This is a genomic window from Xanthomonas sp. NCPPB 2922 (assembly GCF_041520885.1).
GTDB classification, from domain to species: domain Bacteria; phylum Pseudomonadota; class Gammaproteobacteria; order Xanthomonadales; family Xanthomonadaceae; genus Xanthomonas; species Xanthomonas campestris.
The window spans coordinates 1-19,016 of record NZ_JBGOFY010000032.1 but is presented as its reverse complement, the minus strand read 5'-3'; the positions used below and the strand labels follow the sequence as shown (position 1 = coordinate 19,016).

21 protein-coding genes are annotated in these 19,016 nt (G+C 61.2%); 10 read left to right on the top strand and 11 right to left on the bottom strand.

The window, feature by feature from the left end; genetic code table 11:
* Positions 1-90: 90 nt before the first annotated feature.
* Both pilB and ACD584_RS20755 read right to left on the bottom strand, forming a co-directional pair.
* A complete protein-coding gene (pilB, locus tag ACD584_RS20760; protein WP_175611860.1) occupies positions 91-1,797 on the bottom strand; it encodes a type IV-A pilus assembly ATPase PilB in 1,707 nt (568 codons plus the stop codon).
* A 182-nt stretch (positions 1,798-1,979) separates the two neighbouring features.
* Positions 1,980-2,387: a pilin gene (locus tag ACD584_RS20755; protein WP_076037052.1), complete on the bottom strand. Its 408-nt coding sequence runs from the start codon at positions 2,385-2,387 to the stop codon at positions 1,980-1,982.
* A 344-nt stretch (positions 2,388-2,731) separates the two neighbouring features.
* Between ACD584_RS20755 and ACD584_RS20750 the strand changes: the two genes are divergently transcribed.
* The 6 genes from ACD584_RS20750 (at position 2,732) to ACD584_RS20725 (ending at position 7,279) form a co-directional block, all read left to right on the top strand.
* The gene (locus ACD584_RS20750; protein ID WP_076037882.1) at positions 2,732-3,988 is read left to right on the top strand and encodes a type II secretion system F family protein; all 1,257 of its coding nucleotides are present in this window, start codon (positions 2,732-2,734) and stop codon (positions 3,986-3,988) included.
* Positions 3,989-3,994: 6 nt separating this feature from the next.
* Positions 3,995-4,858, top strand: coding sequence for an A24 family peptidase (locus ACD584_RS20745; protein ID WP_040940797.1), 864 nt, complete (start codon positions 3,995-3,997; stop codon positions 4,856-4,858).
* A gap of 13 nt (positions 4,859-4,871) precedes the next feature.
* Complete coding sequence (coaE, locus tag ACD584_RS20740; protein WP_076037053.1) at positions 4,872-5,495, top strand: dephospho-CoA kinase; 624 nt, start codon at positions 4,872-4,874, stop codon at positions 5,493-5,495.
* A 528-nt stretch (positions 5,496-6,023) separates the two neighbouring features.
* A complete protein-coding gene (locus ACD584_RS20735) occupies positions 6,024-6,425 on the top strand; it encodes a SymE family type I addiction module toxin (RefSeq protein ID WP_076037054.1) in 402 nt (133 codons plus the stop codon).
* Between the two features lie 75 nt (positions 6,426-6,500).
* On the top strand, positions 6,501-6,791 hold the full coding sequence (locus tag ACD584_RS20730; RefSeq protein ID WP_014508712.1) for a DUF1778 domain-containing protein: 291 nt from the start codon (positions 6,501-6,503) through the stop codon (positions 6,789-6,791).
* Positions 6,788-7,279 (top strand): GNAT family N-acetyltransferase, encoded by a 492-nt coding sequence (locus tag ACD584_RS20725; RefSeq protein ID WP_011038220.1) that lies wholly within the window; start codon positions 6,788-6,790, stop codon positions 7,277-7,279. Before ACD584_RS20730 ends, ACD584_RS20725 begins: the two co-directional genes overlap by 4 nt.
* A 142-nt stretch (positions 7,280-7,421) precedes the next feature.
* Here ACD584_RS20725 and ACD584_RS20720 read toward each other — a convergent pair whose 3' ends face one another.
* The 3 genes from ACD584_RS20720 to rimK all read right to left on the bottom strand — a co-directional run bounded on the left by ACD584_RS20720 (position 7,422) and on the right by rimK (position 10,951).
* Entirely contained in the window at positions 7,422-8,756 is a 1,335-nt protein-coding gene (locus ACD584_RS20720; protein WP_019237347.1) for a HAMP domain-containing sensor histidine kinase, read from the bottom strand.
* Complete coding sequence (locus ACD584_RS20715; protein ID WP_003490678.1) at positions 8,749-9,426, bottom strand: response regulator transcription factor; 678 nt, start codon at positions 9,424-9,426, stop codon at positions 8,749-8,751. The genes ACD584_RS20720 and ACD584_RS20715 overlap by 8 nt, the downstream gene beginning before the upstream one ends.
* Before the next feature lie 649 nt (positions 9,427-10,075).
* Positions 10,076-10,951 carry a 30S ribosomal protein S6--L-glutamate ligase gene (gene rimK, locus ACD584_RS20710; RefSeq protein ID WP_076037055.1) on the bottom strand — a complete coding sequence of 292 codons (876 nt, stop codon included), beginning with the start codon at positions 10,949-10,951 and terminating at the stop codon, positions 10,076-10,078.
* A 492-nt stretch (positions 10,952-11,443) separates the two neighbouring features.
* On the opposite strand from rimK, the gene glgX reads away from it, so the two are divergent.
* Positions 11,444-13,573 carry a glycogen debranching protein GlgX gene (glgX, locus tag ACD584_RS20705; protein WP_016945001.1) on the top strand — a complete coding sequence of 710 codons (2,130 nt, stop codon included), beginning with the start codon at positions 11,444-11,446 and terminating at the stop codon, positions 13,571-13,573.
* Positions 13,574-14,103: 530 nt separating this feature from the next.
* Here glgX and ACD584_RS20700 read toward each other — a convergent pair.
* The 5 genes from ACD584_RS20700 to ACD584_RS20680 all read right to left on the bottom strand — a co-directional run bounded on the left by ACD584_RS20700 (position 14,104) and on the right by ACD584_RS20680 (position 16,255).
* On the bottom strand, positions 14,104-14,496 hold the full coding sequence (locus tag ACD584_RS20700) for an H-NS family nucleoid-associated regulatory protein (protein WP_011038224.1): 393 nt from the start codon (positions 14,494-14,496) through the stop codon (positions 14,104-14,106).
* A 90-nt stretch (positions 14,497-14,586) separates the two neighbouring features.
* A complete protein-coding gene (locus tag ACD584_RS20695; RefSeq protein WP_011038225.1) occupies positions 14,587-14,982 on the bottom strand; it encodes a hypothetical protein in 396 nt (131 codons plus the stop codon).
* A 184-nt stretch (positions 14,983-15,166) separates the two neighbouring features.
* Entirely contained in the window at positions 15,167-15,313 is a 147-nt protein-coding gene (locus tag ACD584_RS20690) for a hypothetical protein (RefSeq protein WP_076037056.1), read from the bottom strand.
* A 117-nt stretch (positions 15,314-15,430) separates the two neighbouring features.
* Positions 15,431-15,772, bottom strand: a complete 342-nt coding sequence (locus tag ACD584_RS20685) for a hypothetical protein (RefSeq protein WP_228438057.1) — start codon at positions 15,770-15,772, stop codon at positions 15,431-15,433.
* Positions 15,773-15,904: 132 nt separating this feature from the next.
* The gene (locus ACD584_RS20680; protein WP_228438055.1) at positions 15,905-16,255 is read right to left on the bottom strand and encodes a hypothetical protein; all 351 of its coding nucleotides are present in this window, start codon (positions 16,253-16,255) and stop codon (positions 15,905-15,907) included.
* A 723-nt stretch (positions 16,256-16,978) separates the two neighbouring features.
* Between ACD584_RS20680 and ACD584_RS20675 the strand changes: the two genes are divergently transcribed.
* The 3 genes from ACD584_RS20675 (at position 16,979) to ACD584_RS20665 (ending at position 18,042) form a co-directional block, all read left to right on the top strand.
* A complete protein-coding gene (locus ACD584_RS20675) occupies positions 16,979-17,320 on the top strand; it encodes a hypothetical protein (protein WP_070689991.1) in 342 nt (113 codons plus the stop codon).
* Positions 17,321-17,384: 64 nt separating this feature from the next.
* Positions 17,385-17,666, top strand: coding sequence for a DUF6516 family protein (locus tag ACD584_RS20670; RefSeq protein ID WP_076037058.1), 282 nt, complete (start codon positions 17,385-17,387; stop codon positions 17,664-17,666).
* A gap of 7 nt (positions 17,667-17,673) precedes the next feature.
* Entirely contained in the window at positions 17,674-18,042 is a 369-nt protein-coding gene (locus ACD584_RS20665) for a transcriptional regulator (RefSeq protein WP_065628137.1), read from the top strand.
* Between the two features lie 71 nt (positions 18,043-18,113).
* Here the strand turns inward: ACD584_RS20665 and ACD584_RS20660 are convergent, their stop codons facing one another.
* On the bottom strand, positions 18,114-18,905 hold the full coding sequence (locus ACD584_RS20660; protein ID WP_076037059.1) for a hypothetical protein: 792 nt from the start codon (positions 18,903-18,905) through the stop codon (positions 18,114-18,116).
* Positions 18,906-19,016: the final 111 nt, after the last annotated feature.

Below are 19,016 nucleotides of genomic sequence, written 5' to 3'. Positions count from 1 at the left end.
CTCACGGAAGATACCCAAAGAACGAACGCACATACATCGTCGGAGTCGCTACAGCTGTTTCAAAACCTGACCAACGGACAACAAAACCAATCAATCCTTCGTCACCCGATTGATTTCGGCCAGGCTGGTCACGCCGTGCGAAGCCTTCATTAACGCCGACTGGCGCAGGTCGCGGATACCGATCTTCTGCGCAGCCTCGGCGATCTGCATCGCATTGCCGCCTTCCAGCACGATCGCGCCGATTTCGTCCGTCATCGGCATCACCTGATAGATGCCGGTACGGCCTTTGTAGCCTTCCGTGCATTCATCGCAACCGACCGCTTCATAGAGCTCGATGTTCGCAACCTGCTCCGGCGTAAAGCCTTCCGCCAGCAGCGCATGTTCCGGCAGCGTCGACTTGCGCTTGCAGTTGTTGCACAAGCGCCGCGCCAAGCGCTGCGCGATGACCAGCGTCACCGACGAGGTGATGTTGTACGGCGCGATGCCCATGTTCATCAGACGCGCAATGGTCTGCGGCGCATCGTTGGTGTGCAGTGTCGACAGCACCATGTGGCCGGTCTGCGCCGCCTTGATCGCAATCTCGGCCGTCTCCAGGTCGCGGATTTCGCCGACCATGATGATGTCCGGGTCCTGACGCAGGAACGAGCGCAGCGCCGCCGCAAACGTCATGCCCCGCTTGACGTTCTGCTGCACCTGATTGACGCCGGGCAGGCGGATTTCGACCGGATCCTCAGCCGTGGAAATATTGCGCGTCTCGTCGTTGAGAATCCCGAGCGCGGTATACAGCGACACCGTCTTGCCCGAACCAGTCGGCCCGGTCACCAGCACCATGCCGTAGGGCTTGTGGATCGCATCCAGGAACAGCTTCTGCTGATCCGCCTCGTAACCCAGCTTCTCGATACCGAGCTTGGCCGCACTGGCGTCCAGGATACGCAACACCACCTTCTCGCCGAACAGGGTTGGCAAGGTGCTCACGCGAAAGTCGATCTGCTTGGTCTTGGACAGGTTGAGCTTGATGCGTCCGTCCTGCGGCACCCGCTTCTCGGCGATATCCAGCTGCGACATCACCTTCAGGCGCGCCGCGATGCGCTGATTGAGCTTCACCGGCGCCTTGGCCACGTTCTTCAACAGCCCATCGATCCGCAACCGCACCCGGTAGTCGTCTTCATACGGCTCGAAATGGATGTCGGAGGCTCCCCGCCGGATCGCATCCACCAGCACCTTGTTGACGAACTTCACCACCGGCGTGTCATCGCCCTTGGCATCGACCCCGGAATCCCCGCCGGCGCCCATGTCCTCGTCCCCGGTGGAGACGTCCAGATCCCCCATTTCATCATCGTCGTCGCCGAGCGAGGAGCCGAGCGCCGCATTGCTGGCCTGCCACTGCTCCAAGGTGCGACGGATCTGGTCCTCGTCGACCAAAATCGGCTCGACCACCAAATTGGTGTGAAACTTGATGTCGTCCAGCGCCCTGGTCTGGGTCGGGTTGCTTACCCCCACGAACAAGCGATTGCCGCGCTTGAACAGCGGCAGCACCTGATGCTTCTGAAGCAACTCCTCACTGACCAGCTTGACCGCGTTCTGGCTGGCGTCGAACACCGACACATCCATCAGCGGCATACCGAACTCAACTGCATTAGCTGCCGCGAGTTGCGCCGCTGACACCAGCTTCTTATCGGCGAACCATTGAGGCAGTGGAATTTTAGACGCTGAGGCTTGATCCATCGCAGTTCGAGCAATCGATTCTTCAAGAGCGCCGTCTTGAACTAGACGTCTCGCGATGCCAGTGATTCCCACCAAATTCGGCGTCCCCGACAGACTCATAATGCTCTCCTACGCGCGGCCGACCCATACATGAGGATATCCGAGATACGGGCTTGGTATGCAGCTTGATCAAAAAAAATGGCCCTACATCCGCAGGGCCACTTTTAGCACTCAATTGTCTCGGCTTTTTGCCGATCAAATTTAATGCGAACTGCTTAGGTGCACTTGCCAGGCTTGTACTTCGCATCCAGGTCGGACGAGCAGGCCCACAGACCAGTTGCTGCATCACGGGTCCAGGTCAATTTCTTACCGTTGAACTTAGTTGCGTTGCCGCCAGCAGTAGCGCAGACGATGGTGGTAGCAGTCACGGTGACACCACAATAAGAAGTGGTCGGACCGACTCCGATATAACCCGCGTCCGTAGAAAGGGTGCTGGGAGTCTTGCCTTCATTGGTCGCCTGCTCGAAGCCAACTTTGCCAGGAGTGATTTCAGCCAGGGCGGATGCTGCCTGCGACTTCACTACATAGTCCTGATAAGCCGGCAGCGCGATCGCGGCCAAGATCGCGATAATTGCCACAACGATCATCAATTCGATCAGCGTAAAACCTTGTTGCTTCTTCATAGGTATCCCCTAGAGTTGTTGAAAAGGTTGTCCGCCCGCGGGCCACTCCCCTTGGGCGCCGCGCGGCGGAAGCCACGTGCAGGAATGCTGAAGCAGAAAGCATGCCAACTTTTGACTCCGCTCAGTCAATCCCCGAGAGCAATGATGCCCGAGATGTGAATGATTGCACGCGATACATATCGAGTCTGCTACGGCCACCCATTTAAGACCCAGCCAGTCACAAGGTGACGCAGAACGGCAGTCAAGTCGTGACGCTGTCAGCACGGGGCATAGGTGCCAGAAAACCCAGAACCCGCTACCATCCTATGTGTATCCGCCTGGGGATGGCGGATGGGGATCTCAAAATGTCAGCAGTGCGCAGTGCAACCAAAGGCAGATCGGCCGCGACCGTCAACCAGATGAGTCCGTTTGTTTGGGAGGGGACCGACAAACGCGGCGTGAAGATGAAAGGGGAACAAAATGCACGCAACGCGAATTTGTTGCGCGCCGAGCTGCGCCGCCAGGGGATCACTCCTACCATCGTCAAAGCAAAGGCCAAGCCTCTTTTTGGCGCAGCAGGAAAGAAAGTAACTGCGAAGGACATCGCTTTTTTCAGTCGCCAGATGGCAACGATGATGAAATCGGGAGTGCCCATTGTGGGTGCGCTCGAAATCATAGGCGAAGGCCAAAAAAATCCGCGGATGCGAAACATGGTCGGTCAGATCAAGACCGACATTGAAGGTGGGTCTTCACTCCACGAAGCCATCAGTAGGCATCCAGTTCAATTTGACGAACTCTATAGAAATCTCGTCCGTGCGGGCGAGAGCGCAGGCGTATTGGAAACCGTGCTCGACACGATAGCTAGTTACAAGGAAAACATTGAAGCACTGAAAGGGAAAATCAGAAAAGCACTGTTCTACCCGGCAATGGTGATGGCAGTGGCACTGTTAGTCAGCTCCATTTTGCTAATTTGGGTCGTTCCACAATTTGAGGATGTCTTCAAAGGATTTGGAGCTGAACTCCCCGCCTTTACACAAATGATCGTGAATGCATCACGATTCATGGTCTCTTGGTGGTGGGCACTTTTAATTGTGGTAGTGGGCGCTGTGGTCGGCTTGATATTTGCCTATAAGCGATCTCCAGCCATGCAGCACGGCATGGATAGGCTAATTCTAAAAGTGCCAGTTATCGGCGAAATTATGCACAACAGCTCGGTCGCGCGATTTGCTAGGACAACAGCTGTTACTTTTAAGGCAGGCGTGCCGTTAGTTGAAGCTCTTAGCATTGTAGCCGGAGCAACCGGCAACTCCGTTTACGAAGCTGCTGTCCTGCGTATGCGGGATGATGTATCGGTTGGCTATCCGGTAAATGTGGCAATGAAGCAGGTCAACTTGTTCCCACATATGGTCGTACAGATGACCGCAATTGGTGAGGAAGCTGGCGCGCTCGATGCCATGTTGTTCAAGGTGGCGGAATATTTCGAACAAGAGGTCAACAACGCAGTAGATGCGCTGAGTAGCCTCTTGGAACCCCTCATCATGGTATTCATTGGTACCATCGTTGGCGGCATGGTCATCGGCATGTACCTGCCCATCTTCAAGCTCGCTTCGGTGGTTGGATAAGACGTAATGGCATTTCTCGACCAGCATCCCGGTCTCGGCTTTCCCGCCGCGGCCGGACTGGGACTGCTGATCGGCAGCTTCCTGAATGTAGTGATCCTGCGCTTGCCCAAGCGCATGGAGTGGCAGTGGCGGCGCGATGCGCGCGAAATCCTGGAACTGCCCGACATCTATGAGCCGCCGCCGCCGGGCATTGTGGTGGAGCCGTCGCACGATCCGGTCACTGGCGACAAGCTCAAGTGGTGGGAAAACATCCCGGTCTTGAGCTGGGTGATGCTGCGCGGCAAGTCGCGCTACAGCGGCAAACCGATCTCCATCCAGTACCCGCTGGTCGAGTTGCTGACCTCGATCCTGTGCGTAGCCAGCGTCTGGCGTTTTGGCTTTGGCTGGCAGGGCTTTGGCGCGATCGTGCTGAGCTGCTTCCTGGTGGCGATGTCGGGTATCGACCTGCGCCACAAGCTGCTGCCGGATCAGCTGACCTTGCCGCTGATGTGGCTAGGTTTGGTCGGTTCGATGGACAACCTCTACATGCCAGCCAAGCCCGCCCTGCTGGGCGCGGCGGTGGGCTATGTCTCGCTGTGGACGGTGTGGTGGCTGTTCAAACAGCTCACCGGCAAGGAAGGCATGGGCCACGGCGACTTCAAGCTGCTGGCTGCGTTGGGCGCGTGGTGCGGGTTGAAGGGCATTCTGCCGATCATCCTGATCTCCTCGCTGGTCGGCGCCGTGCTCGGTTCGATCTGGCTGTTCGCCAAGGGGCGCGACCGCGCCACGCCGATCCCGTTCGGGCCTTATCTGGCCATCGCCGGCTGGGTAGTGTTCTTCTGGGGGAACGACCTGGTAGATGGCTACCTGCGCTTCGCGGGCCTGCGCTGAGCAAGCCACGACGATGAGCAACTTCATCGTCGGCCTCACCGGCGGCATCGCCTCCGGCAAGAGCGCACTCGCCGCTGAGTTCGAGAAGCTGGGTGTACCGGTGATCGATGCCGATGTCGTTGCGCGGCAAGTGGTGGCGCCTGGTCTCATACTTGATGCCATCACGAACCGCTTTGGCCAAGGCATTTTGTTGCCGGATGGCACGCTGGATCGACAGGCCTTACGCAAGATCGTCTTCGCGGATCCAACCGAGCGGAGAGCGCTCGAAGCAATCACCCATCCTGCCATTCGCACCGAATTGCAGCGCGCGGCGAAAGCGGCCAATCACCTCTACGCTATCGTGGCAATCCCATTACTCGCTGAAGCAGGGGCACGGGCGACCTATCCCTGGCTCGACCGCATCCTGGTCGTCGACGTACCGGTTGCGCTTCAACATGCCCGCCTGATGCAACGCGACGGCAGTACGTCGGCCCTTGCCGGTCAGATGATTGCCGCGCAGGCCTCTCGCGCACAGCGACTGGCCATCGCCGATGATGTTGTCAGTAATGAGGGCAATACGGACCAGTTGGCGCAACACGCGCAACGGCTGGATGCGACTTACAGAGCGGCGCTTCAAACCCATCGAATCGAAAACTAACGTTTGATACTCCCGTATGCGATATGCGCCACGGCCGCACGGCCACCATCACATCGGTTAAAAATGATTTGGATGCAATGCACGGAATCCACTATTCCTGCACAGCAGGCCTGCCGGCACATGTGGCATGCGCCACTCACAGCGTGATGTACTCCAAGCCGGAATCAAGGAACTCACCTTTCGCCTGATGTACTTTCCTGCAATTGACATTGCAATCAACCAGTAGCAACCTCTGCCTCAAGGAGCGTAGAAACTCCTCTAGTAGCGGTACCCACCTCCGTCAAACCGGTGGGTTTTTTGTGCCTGCCTGCAGGTACAAACCGACGCGTTGCCTGCGTCGGGAGGGCGGCTAATACAACACTCCTTCGGGAGGAATACGCCCGCCGACTACTAGCGGTTTCTAACCTCCCGACATCCCGTCGCCGGCCGGCGACGGTGCCTGTTTCTCGGAGGAGGCGTTGTCATGACAGATGCATCGGTATTGGTTGGTGGGCGTCGTCGCTCCATGGTGTTGCCGGAGGTGAGGCGATGAGCCGGGGGCAGTCTCCAACCTCGAAGCGGTCCAAGCCGGATGCCAAACGCACCGCTACCGCCAAGCAGCCTAAGCGCGCGATCGATGCACAGCCCGTGCGGCTGGTTCCGTCGCCCACGTTCGACGTGGACAACCTCCACTTCGACCGTCGCCCCAGGCGCCGCGTGGACGATCTGCCGCCGCGCCCACCGCGCAAGGCGCGCACGCCTACGCGCTGCACGGTGGGCTATGCGTTCTACGAGGCGGAGCCTGGCCGGCCGCACAGCCAGCGGATTCCCAGCGTGCGCTTGCGCGGGCTGTGGCTGGAGCAGTTGGGGTTTGCGGTCGGTTGCAAGCTGCAGATCACTGCGCGCAAGGGCGAGTTGGTGGTGACGGTGGAGCGCGCGCCCTCGCAATGAACAAGTGACACGCCTTCGTAATGACATCGACATTACGGAGGCGCTACACTGCGCCAGCTAGCAGGAGCCAACGCCATGTCCACACCCAACACTACGCCCGGCAAGCGCGAAACCTTGAATCTCCGCATCAAGCCGGAGGAGCGCAGCCTGATCGACCGGGCCGCCAAGGCGCGCGGGAAGAACCGCACCGATTTCATGCTGGACGCAGCGCGCTCGGCGGCCGAGGAAGCCTTGCTGGACCAGACCCTCATCGCGGCCAGCCCGGACGCCTACGCCGCCTTTTTGGCACGGCTGGACATGCCGCCGCAGCCGAACGCGCGCCTGCGCAAGACAATGCAGACGCCCGCTCCTTGGGAGAAGGCATGACGGTATCGGCGCCGGAACCGCTGACAGCGCATCACCGGGTCGAACCGTTCGCATCGGGCGTGGAGAGCCTGGATCACTGGCTCAAGCGCCGCGCCCTGAAAAATCAGGCAACCGGTGCGTCACGGACCTTCGTTGCCTGCGAGGATGACCGCGTGGTGGCCTATTACGCCCTGGCGTCGAGTGCGGTCGCCGTGGACGCGACGCCCGGCCGCTTCCGTCGCAACATGCCGGACCCGATCCCCGTGGTGGTGCTTGGGAGGCTTGCTGTTGACCAATCCCTGCATGGCAGAGGTTTTGGCCGCGCCCTGATGCAGGATGCTGGCAAGCGCATCCTGCATGCGGCCGACACCATCGGCATTCGCGGGCTGCTCGTGCATGCGCTCTCGGCGGACGCCAAGGCGTTTTACGAGCGCATCGGCTTCGAACCTTCCCCGCTGGATCCCATGGTGCTGGTCGTCACGCTGGAAGACCTGAAAGCCAGTCTGTGATCTGGTCGAGTGACGCGGTAGAAGGTGGGAGACAGTCGCGGAAGGTGGTGCGCTTCATGATTCCAGGACTGCTACCAATCGCCGGGTGAAGCATTGCCGGTAAGGCCCTCGCGCACGAGTGCGCTCCTACCAAGCGGCTTGGTTAGCGATGGAAAGCCAGTGTGGCGATGACGCCCCGCTCCTGCCCTGGCCGCACGCTCACACGCCAGCCGTAGAGGTCGCAGAGGCGGCTGACGATCGACAGGCCGATGCCGCCGCCTTGCGAGTGGCCGGCGTGGGTGCCCCGATAGCCGCGCTGGAACAGCTTGGCGGCGTCTTCTTCGCTCAAGCCGGGGCCGGAGTCGATGACTTCTACCGCGTCTGCCAGCACGCGTACCCGTACCTGGCCATCCTGGGTGTATTTGACGGCGTTACCGATGAGGTTGCCGAGTGCCACGGAGAGCGCGGATTCGGGCGCGTCGATGACCAGGTCGCGCACGCCTTCCAGCAGCAGTTCCAGCGGTTTTCCGCCGAGCTGGGCGCGGTGTGAGTCGATCAGTTGCTCGGCCACCTTGGCCACGTTGCTGCTGCCCTGCCCGCGCTCGTTGCGCGACAGCAGCAGCAGCGAGCCGATCAGATCGCTGCATTGCTGTTCGGCACGCTGGATGCGTTGCAGCCGCTGCAGCACCTTTTCATCCAGGTTGGGTTTGGTCAGCAGCAGCTCGGTGGCGCCACGGATCACCGCCAGCGGGGTGCGCAGTTCGTGGCTGACGTCGGCGTTGAATTCGCGGTCGCGCTGGACAACCTCGGTGAGGCGCGCGGAGTAGTCGTCCAGCGCTTCGGCGAGCTGGCCCACTTCATCGTCAGGGAAATGTGCGGCCAGCGGCTTCGGTTCGCTGGTGCCGCCGCGGTAGGCGCGCAGGCGCGCGGCCAAGTCAGACACCGGGCGCATGACCTTGGACGCGGACCACCAGCCGATCAGCAGCGACAGTCCGCTGAAAACCAGCACCGACAACGTCAAGGTGCGCTTGAGCTGGATCTCGCCCTTGAGCGTCTGGGTCATGTCGTACGCGAGGAAAAACCACTCGCTGGGCGTCTTGCGCACCGCAAGCTTGTACGAATACGCGTTGCCGCCTTCGTCCACGCCGGAGATGGTGTGAATGCCATCGCGTAGCTGGTACCACTCGGGCTGCTCGCGACGCAGCGCTTCGAACTTGTCGCTTTTCACCACGCGGCCGCGCATCTGCTGCACCGGCAGGTCGGGGTTACGCAACGGGTCGGAATAGAACCGCTGTGCGAACGCGTCGATATTGCGGTTCATCACGTCCTCCACCAGCTGGTTTTCCACGCGCGAGCGCGCCCAGGTGGTGGCGAAGGCGAACAGCGTCGTCAGGCAGAAGCCCAGCAACACGAACGAGAGAATGATGCGGCTGCGCAGGCGCCGCCGGTAGCGGCCACGCCTGCGGGCGGGCCGCGTTCCGCTGGAGCTCTCAGGCATCGGGCGAGGCGATGCGGTAGCCGATGCCGTGGCGGGTCTGGATCATCGGCACGTCGAACGGCTTGTCCACCACCGCACGCAGGCCATGGATGTGCACGCGCAACGAATCCGAGTCGGGCAGTTCTTCGCCCCAGACGCGGGTTTCCAGTTCCTGGCGCGTGACCACGGCCGGTGACGCTTCCATCAACGCCTGCAGGATCTTCAGCGCGGTGGGGTTGAGTTGCAGCAGCTTGCCGCGGCGGCGCACTTCCAACGTGTCCAGGTTGTATTCCAGGTCGCCGGTTTCCAGCACGCGGGTGTGCACGCCCTTACCACGACGCGACAGTGCATTGAGCCGCACTTCCACTTCCTGCAACGCGAACGGCTTGATCAGGTAGTCGTCGGCGCCGGAATCGAAACCGGCCAGCTTGTTGTCCAGCGAGTCGCGTGCGGTGAGCATCAGCACCGGCGTCTGCTTGCGCGCTTCATTGCGCAACTTGCGGCAGACTTCGATGCCGTCCATGCCCGGCAGGTTGAGGTCGAGCACGATGGCGTCGAACTCGTGCACCACCGCCAGATGCAGGCCGGTGACGCCGTCAGCGGCAAAGTCCACCGTGTGGCCACGGTCTTCCAGGTAGTCACCCAGATTGGCGGCGATGTCGCTGTTGTCTTCGATTACTAGAATTCGCACTGGAACCTCGATTGTTTTGAGTCACTGACGCGGCGGTTGGCGATCTGCCGTTGCCGCCGCGCCTTATCGTTTTCTGGTTGGCATTCTGCATCCGGCGCCATTCGGCCGCCGTCGTTCATCACGCGCCTGGGCCGGTAGCCTAACGCGTGCAGGCGGCCCACATGCATCAGGCCCGCTGGCCGGTCATACCGCATTGAACAGCCTGCATGTGCTGAAGCACGCACAGCGTCTGTTATGACAGGCAATGGGGCTGGAAAGTTGCAGCGCGGACGCCACTGCCAGACACCTACGCCAGCGGGATCAACGATGGCTGCGGGCAGGGCGCGCTGCAGATGCCCACGCTGGCCAAGCGCAACCTGGCGGGCAATGGTGATCGTGCCGCCGAGTGCGGACGCCTCTCTCCATGTTGGTCTTGCCCCCTGTTGCGTCATGCGTGGTGTCCGCTGATCCATTGCAGTTGTTGCTGAATGTAGACCTGAACCTGAGGGCCGGCAAGCCGTCACAAAAAGGCCCAGGTGCGGCTAGGCACCTGGGCCAAATGTTCATCCCGATCACCGTCACTGCCGAGAGCGGAGCTACGGTCGGCAGACGTTAGCGGGGCAAGGATTAGAGTTTCGTTAACTTTTCGCTAAAACAGCGGGCATCCCGATCAACGGATGGCCTGCTCCAGATGCTGGATGATGGTGCCGGCCACATCCACGCCGCAGACCCCCTCTACCCCCTCCAGGCCGGGGGTGGAGTTGACCTCCAGCACCAAGGGCCCGCGCTGCGAGCGAATCAGGTCAACCCCGGCCACGGACAGACCCAGCGCGCGTGCCGAGCGCACCGCGACATCCTGCTCCTGCGGGGAGGCCTTGGCCATGGCGGCGGTGCCACCCAGATGCAGATTGGATCGGAAGTCACCGTCGGCTGCCTGGCGCCGCATCGCCGCCACTACGCGGTCGCCCACCACGAAGCAGCGCAGGTCCGCGCCTTCGGCCTCGCCGATGAATTCCTGCACGATGAAATTGGCGTATAGCCCACGCAGCGCCTCGACCACGCCGCGCGACGCGCTGGCCTTCTCAGTCAGGATGACACCGGCGCCCTGGGCGCCTTCGTTCAACTTCACCACATGCGGCGGTGGGCCGAGCATGGACAGCAGATCCTGGGTGTCGTCGGGATTGTCGCCGAAGACAGTCACCGGCATATCGATACCCTGCGACGCCAGCAGCTGGTGCGCACGCAGTTTGTCGCGCGAACGCAGGATGGCGTCGGAGGGGTTGGGCGTATAGATGCCCATGAATTCGAGCTGCCGCAGCACCGCGGTGCCGTACCGGGTGACCGATGCGCCAATGCGCGGGATCACTGCATCGAACCCGGTGATCGGCTTGCCCTTGTAGTGCAGGCTGAAACCATCCGCGGCAATGCGCATGTAGCAGCGCAGCGGGTCGAGGATGCGCACGGTGTGCCCGCGCGTGCGGCCGGCCTCGATCAGGCGGCGGGTCGAATACAGCTTGCTGTTGCGGGAGAGGATGGCGATTTTCATCGCGGCATTCGCGCGGCGCGGCCTGGTCATGGTCGGGATCTGATGGCGACGAAAGCCCCAAGCCCGTTCCGCTGCCAATGAGCCGATCGTTGCCAGGCTGCCATGCGCCCTGCACGCGTCGATCCGACTGGTATGCGACGGCCCCAAGGAGTGGGAAGCGAAAGCGACTCAGCGAGGCAGTGGCAACGCAAACCGCGCGGCCTCAACCGGGCTCGATGCTAGCAGGGCGCCGGCGCGCTGCTCAAGCAATGGGTGATGGCAACGCCGCGTGTTGTGGCACCAAGCGGACGCGACATGACGCGCGATATCGAGCCGAACCACCAACGCATCACGATGCCGGTTGCTGACCGTGCATGGTTGATTGATCACACAACGACGTATGCGCAGCCACCCTCACGCCGCCCCACTGCGGCCGTGACGTGTCTTGCACAGCCTCACCAGCAATGCTTGAGCCCCCTAATGCCGGCGTGCCGGTTCACGAGATCCTGCCCAATGCGACATCCCGCCAGCGCGGCTTATGCCACCCCCTCCCGCATCCGCCAAGGCCGCCCATTCCCACGCGGCGCCATCTTCGATGGCAAGGGCACCAACTTTGCGCTGTTTTCCGCGCACGCCACGCGTGTGGAGCTGTGCCTGTTCGACGAACAAGGTAACGAAAGCCGGGTCGACCTGCCCGAGTACACCAACGAGATCTGGCATGGCTATCTGCCCGACGTAAAGCCCGGCCAGCGCTACGGCTACCGCGTGCACGGTCCCTATGCACCCACCGAGGGACACCGGTTCAACCACAACAAGCTGTTGCTGGATCCGTATGCGCGCGAACTCGATGGCGATCTGGTGTGGGCCGACGAGTTGTATGGCTACACGGTCGGGCATCCTGATGGCGACCTGAGCTTCGACGAGCGCGACAGCGCGCCGTTCATGCCCAAGTGCGTGGTGGTTGAAGATACCTACGACTGGGAAGACGATGCGCGCCTGCTCAAGCCGTGGAACGAGACAGTGATCTACGAGACCCACGTACGTGGCTACACCATGCGCAACGCGCAGGTGCCTGAAGCCGTGCGCGGCACCTTCGCCGGCCTGGCGCAGCCATCGGTGCTGCAGTACATCAAGGACCTGGGCATTACGGCGGTGGAACTGCTGCCGGTGCATGCGTATCTGGATGATCAGCACCTGCTGGACAAGGGCCTGCGCAACTACTGGGGCTACAACACCATCAGCTTCTTCGCGCTCAAGTCGCGCTACCTTTCCAGCGGCCATCGCGACGAGTTCCGCGACATGGTCAAGGCGATGCACAAGCAAGGCCTGGAAGTGATCCTGGACGTGGTCTACAACCACACTGCCGAAGGCAGCGAACTGGGGCCGACGCTCTCGTTCAAGGGCATCGACAACGCCAGCTATTACCGTCTTGCCGAAGACAAGCGCTACTACATCAACGACACCGGCACCGGTAATACGCTCAACCTGAGCAATTCGCGGGTGATCCAGTTCGTCAACGATTCGCTGCGCTACTGGGCCGGCGAAATGCACGTGGACGGGTTCCGCTTCGACCTGGCCACGATCCTGGGCCGCGAGCCGAGCGGCTTCGATCAACGCGGTGGCTTCCTGGATGCCTGCAACCAGGATCCGCTGCTGTCGGAAGTCAAGCTCATTGCCGAGCCGTGGGATTGCGGCCCAGGCGGCTATCAGGTGGGGCATTTCCCGCCGGGTTGGTCGGAGTGGAATGACAAATTCCGCGACAACGCGCGCGAGTTCTGGAAGGGCGAGGACGGCAAGCTGGCAGAGTTTGCTACTCGCTTCACCGGCTCTGCGGACCTGTTCGACCGCCGCGGTCGCCGCCCCTGGGCATCGGTAAACTTCATCACCGCGCACGACGGTTTTACGCTGCGCGATCTGGTGAGCTACAACGAGAAGCACAACATCGACAACGGCGAGGACAACCGCGACGGTTCCTCCAACGACGGCTCGTGCAACTACGGCGAAGAAGGCGAGACCGACAACGCCGACATCCTGCAACTTCGCGAGCGGCAGATGAAGAACCTGCTCGCCACGCTGCTGCTGTCGCAAGGCACGCCGATGATGCTGGCCGGCGACGAGCGGGCGCAGTCGCAGGGCGGCAACAACAATACCTATTGCCAGGACAATGAAATCACCTGGCTCGACTGGGAGAACGACCCCACCGACGGCCGCCTGACTGACTTCGTCAAATCACTGACCGCGCTACGTAAACGTTACCCGATCCTGTCGCGTGGCCGCTTCCTCAACGGGCAGTACAACGAAGAAGCCGGCCTGCGCGATCTGACCTGGCTCAATCCGGGCGGCACCGAGATGGACGACGCGCACTGGACCGATGCCGGCGCGCGCTCGGTAGGACTGCTGCTGGAAGGCAAGGCGCAGACCTCCGGCGTCAAGGAACGCGGCAACGACGCCACCTTGCTGATCGTGATCAACGCCTACCACGAGGGCGTGACCTTCACCCTGCCCTCCTCCGACGAACCGGTGCACTGGAAGCTCGCGCTGTCTACCGACGAAGCGCTGGAAGTGGACAGCATGCCGGCCGGCGCCAGCGAGTTCCTGGCACCGCCGCGCAGCATCACGGTGTTCGAGTGCAAGGTGGGCTGATTGCCTGAGCGTGCGTTAGCAAGCCCGCCTTTCATTGGATGGAAGGCGGGCTTTTTTGTGGCTACTTGTTTGTAAGCGGATACGTGGCAGCCTGCAGCGCGGGCGCAGCCGACGCAATTGCGGGCCTTTTCGATTTGGCTGCGTAGCCAAGCCGGCCCAGCGCCGATCACGGCCAGCTTGCGCCAGATGCGGCGGCACGCGCGGCTGGTGTGGGCAGGCGATGACCTATCAGCGATGCCATGCAGGGTGCAATGCCCACCTGCAGCCTCGCGCTCGCTTAGGCCTTGTCTACGCGCAAGCGGCTGATGTTCGACAGTAATCGCGATGCGCTTGCAAACGGCATCGGTTATCGCGTAGCCGAGCGCTAGCATCACTTCCGACAAAGGGTCACGCCGGAGGCCGCCAGACTGTGTTGACCCTTCCCGCAGCGCGCGGCCGCGCTACCAAGCGTGACGCTGTCGATCTCGCCCGCGCGGCCGTTTGATTTCCATCTCTCTGCGTGTGTGCCACAAGCAACGACAGACCGCAGCTCAGCCCGGATACAACGGAAAGCGCTTGTCCGGGTGCTTGGCTTTCCATTCCTTATAAGAGCTGGTGCCCTCCCACGCCTTGAACGCACGCGGCGTGCGACCACGGCCAGACCAGGTCTCGCCCGAATGCGGCAGCCAGTACTTGGCGGCCACCTCGCCGCTTGAGGTCAGCGGGCCCTTGACCTTGCCCGTCGTGGCCAGCGAAGCGATCTGGGCTTTTTGCTTGGTGTTGAAACGGCCACCGAACTGGGTCAGCGTCTCGATCACCTGGTCGAACGCTTCCAGGGTCTGGGCGTATTTCAATTGCGCCTCTTCCTGCTCGAGCTTGCGCAGCTCTTCCAGCAGTTGGGCTTTGGCGGCGGCGGAGGGTGACGCAGGCGAACCTTGGCGCATGGGCGAAGCAAAATTCTTGGACAGGTCAGCGAGTATTGCCGTTGCACCGCCCAGCGTAAAGCGGCTGCAGCACGGCAGTTGCAGGCCCGCTCAGCGTGGCCGCAGCAGCGCCTGCTCGCGCGCCATGGTCAAAACGGGGCCGATGCGCCCGGTACGGATCAGCTCGCTGCAGTGCTTGCCGACGAATTCGACCCGTGGCGCGCAAAACCACTGCCTGACGCGCTCCACTTCGCCGGCATTGATCGACCAGGCATGGAACACCGTCTCCCCAAGCTCCTCCACACCGATCAAGCCAAGCTCTTGAATTTGCTCGGCATCCAGCCCGAACATCTCCAGCACCTTGCCGGCATCGTCCAGGGTGCCGAAGCCGCTGTTCATCTGGTCCGCCATGCCGGCGGCGTAGGCGACCGACGCGGCCCGCGCATATTCGGCGCGCCGCATGCCTTTGAGGAGTGCTCCAACCAACTGGGTGTGCGTGGTGGCCATGGCGCTTGTGTCGAAGGATGTTGCCACTATGGGCGTACGCTCGACCCCGCTCAATCAGGAGCTTCCTGACGGCGGGGAAGAAAATAGCGAAGCGAACTGCGCGGCCGCTTCGCCAACGATGGCGCCAGCAGCGGTCTACACACCTGCCCGGCATCCGTCTGAGAGGACGGCATGCTCAAGCGTCCTAGTCCTCGATGCTGTCCTCATCATCGATCTCGCTGTCTTGTGCCGGACCTTCCTGCACAGGGGCATGCGGCTTGCCCGGCGCCTTGACGCCATCCGGCGGGTTTGGATCGGAGGGGCCTCGATTGCTGTCGTTGTCGGTGCTCATGCGTTTCTCCCAGGGCAACAGTGCCACCTGCCCACCGTCGCTCAGGGTGCGTGAGCATGACGTGTGATTGATCCGCTGCGCGCGAGTGCGATCGACTGCGCCATGACGGCCTGGCCGTTAGGCGGTGGTACGCATGGCGTGTTTGAGCTTTTCGTTCGAATCGCAGATGTCACGCAGTGAGCGGATGGAGCACATACCCAAGCCGGGCATTTCAACTCTCAGATGCATCGCGCCTTCGCAAGCACACCCTTGAATCAAACGAAGCGGCCTTCGGCAAGCTGCTGAGCCGCTGAGCCGCTGAAAACGGCGCAGCGCCGGTGACACAGACGCCTCTCCTGATTGTGTCCGGCCGTGCAGAATGGCGAGGCGCGCCAGCACCCATGCAGCTGATGCCGCAACAGTGCGTGGGGTTTCTTGCGGCGCATCCATCAACGTGTCTTCGCGCAGCTGTGCGATCACATCAATGCGCTCTGCGGCGTTGAGCGGTATAGCAGTCAGGTAACGAGTACTGCCCTAGAGAGGCAGTGGAATTAGCTAGTTTCGAACCTTAGGGTTATCCATCTTGCTGCCGCTTTCAATGGATCTGCCGCGCTATCTTGCAGTTTCCATAAGCACGTATTGAAGCGCTACAGCAGCGTAGGCCAGCACCACCGCGAGCAAACCAAACCATACGTATTTGCGCGGCCCATGCTTCAACCCCATCAAACTTATGACGACTGCAAGAGCAAGCATCAGCGTAAATTTCAGAACGTACAACGAAGACGGCAGCAGGAAGGCCAGCAGCAACCCGACGACCATGCTTCCTATGAAGCAGCTTTGGAAGTAATAGCGCACACGAACAGACATGCGTCTCGACACGATCAGCAACAAGCAACCAAACGCAATAAACCACGCGGCAATTACTAGCTGACCTGCAAGAACATCGAGCGAAGGTGCAGACATCAGCGCGTCTTCCAGATACACCAGCGTCCTCTGCCTTCCTGCGATGGGTGCTTTGATCGTGACATCGCCGGGCAGCTAACAGCCGCTGCATCACATGGAGTCAATCAGACAGCGCACGAGGGAAAGGCAAATCTATGGAGCTGCAAATCAGCAGCTACCAAGAGATACGCTTCAAGGCATCCAAATTTAAGGGCGCGAAGGTTGCAAACATCACCTCAACACTGCCTGGCGGGCCGTTCGAGGCTCGTGCTCGCCTTCTGGGATAGCCAGCGCCGTCAGTTGCCATCACGGCCTTCCACGGCTGGAGCGGGCGATGGGAACAGAATCCTCCCACGCCAACCAATTGATTTTCCTAGCTTATCCTGGAATGGGGGTGATCCAAAAATGATACCCCGCGTGATACCTGATCATAGCCAAGCGAGCGGCAGCGCTGCAAGTCCCCGTGCCTGCGAACCTTGGACTTCTTGGGGACCGGGTAGGCTCCCGAGGGAGGGTGGCCGTCCGGCCTCCGACGCCTGCTAGGCGTGTCTCCTCCAGCAACGCAGGCCCATTATTTTCCGACTGCTGGGGAGAGCGACAGCACTCCACCCATCAACTTTGGGCATATTAAAAATAAAATCTTTCCTCGTATTCAAATTTGTGAAATGAGACCACAAGCGAGATCTTGCGGAAGCGGCAATTCTTGGTTGGATGAGGATTCCCCACACACACGTAGGAGCTTTCATGACCACCAACCCCCAACAGTTCGAACTCGCCAGCCAGTTGCTCGCAGCGCTGATGAGTCAGACCCTTTCGGACGAGCCGCTGGTGCGCCAACGGAATGTTTGCAACGCTTGGGCCTCTGCTGGCGAGCTGATCGTCTACAGCCGGAAGAAGCCGCCTGAGGGAGGCAACGCCGCTCAATCGTTGGACCACGCTCCTCCCCGGCCCTCCCAGCCGGTGCGCACACGGGAAGCCGTCATCGTTCGGGAGCTCCCGTCAGTGGAAGAATGGCGCGCAGGCCGGAAGACCAAGGGGGTCCAGTTGGATCCAGTGCGCAGCAAGAAGCGCCCAACGCTTCACTGAACCCTACACGGGGCGTGAGTGATGTAATGTTGACAACACCTTTGGTTGTTGTCAGGATTACAACATGAGCAGCAAGAGTCAGGTGCTGACAGATCGCCGCGTCAAGTTGGGTGAAGATGCTTTTGCTGAAATACGTATCGTGCTTGTGCCCAAGCCCGTGCGCGGTAGTGCCCACAACTACAAATATGGTTTGGCTTACGTGGTCGCTGGGACATGTGTATTACGTTACGACAACGAAGCAGGCAAAGGCGACCACAAGCACATAGGCGCGGTGGAAATGCCTTACAACTTCACCACCCTGGATCAATTAACCGATGATTTTTGGGCCGATGTGGCCCTACTGTGAGGACAACATGGAAAAGAACATTCTGACCATTGGGGTCGCCACGATAGAGGAAGTGAAAGCGCAGATGAAAGCTGCAGCGCGCGGAAAAGGCGACGCCGTGCCGCGCTTCACTTTCACGAGCGGCGAAGATCTTCTGAGAACACTGAATGCCAACCGCTGGAGTCTGCTGGAGGCTCTTGCCGGCACCGGCCCGCTGGGCGTGCGAGAGCTGGCTCGACGGGTAGACCGTGACGTGAAAGGCGTCCACACCGACGCGACTGCCTTGGTGGACTGCGGCCTGATCAACAAAACCGAAACCGGTGCTCTGCATTTACCTTACGACGGCGTGCATGTCGAGTTCGAAGTGCGAGCGGAGGCGGAAGCTGAGGCAGCGTAGTTTAGTGGCGCCATCGTCCGACCATTTGGAACTACATCAAGACGAGCCCCGCAGTGCGGGGCTCTTTGGTTTCAGTGGAAACGCGGCGGCCGGGGAACGTAGGCCGGCGCAGGAGGTGCGACGATGACAGGGCTTGGACGCGGCTCATCGGGTTCATTCGCCATGTCGAGTGCCAAGGGATAGCGCTGGAGCATGTCTCGGCTCCATACCTCCAGATGCGCCGCACTGGCCAACGCCTCTTTCTCGCAGAGGGCTTGTTCCTCCGGGGTCACCCTGGCCCTTGCATCGGCTAGCTCTGTGACTCGGGCTTCGAGGGTGCTCAGTCGGCGACCACGCCTCTGCTTCCATCCTCCCTGCATCCACGACGGACCGGGCTCGGGATTGTTCGCAACGAAGTCGTTCCATGAGTTTTCGGCCATGTGATGCAACTTCTCGGCGCGACGCTCGGCCAGCAGCCGCCGGGCGAACTTCATGGCGGCTGCCTTGAAGCGCCGCAGTCGCCGCAGCAGCTCGTTGAGGTCCGGGCGCAGCCGGGCATCTTCGGCGAAGGCAGCCACGCGTTCCCTGATCCATTGCAGCAGGTCCAGTGTTGCGTGGAGTGTTTTCGCCAAGCGGGGATCCGCTTGAACAGCCACTCCCCATTCGTCGCTGGCCTCCTCCGCGAGCTCGGCGACCGAACGTGGCTCGCGGGGCGGCTTGGCATCCTCGGCCTCCAGCAGTCCCAACCCACGGGCAATGGTCGCCATGCTGCGGGACACCTCGATATGCCCTGCCCCGCGCCCGAGCGGCAAGGACAGCACATCAGAAGGTCGGCGAGCCTCGCGCTCGGCCTGGGCCTGGCTGTGACCGTCGGGCACCGGCATGGCTCGCCCTTCTTGCTCGAAAACGGCGATGAGCTTTTGGAAGGTCCGACGTCCCCCCCAATTTTGAGTAGCGCCTCAGTTTGGAGTCCAATTCCCTACCCCGAGGAGATT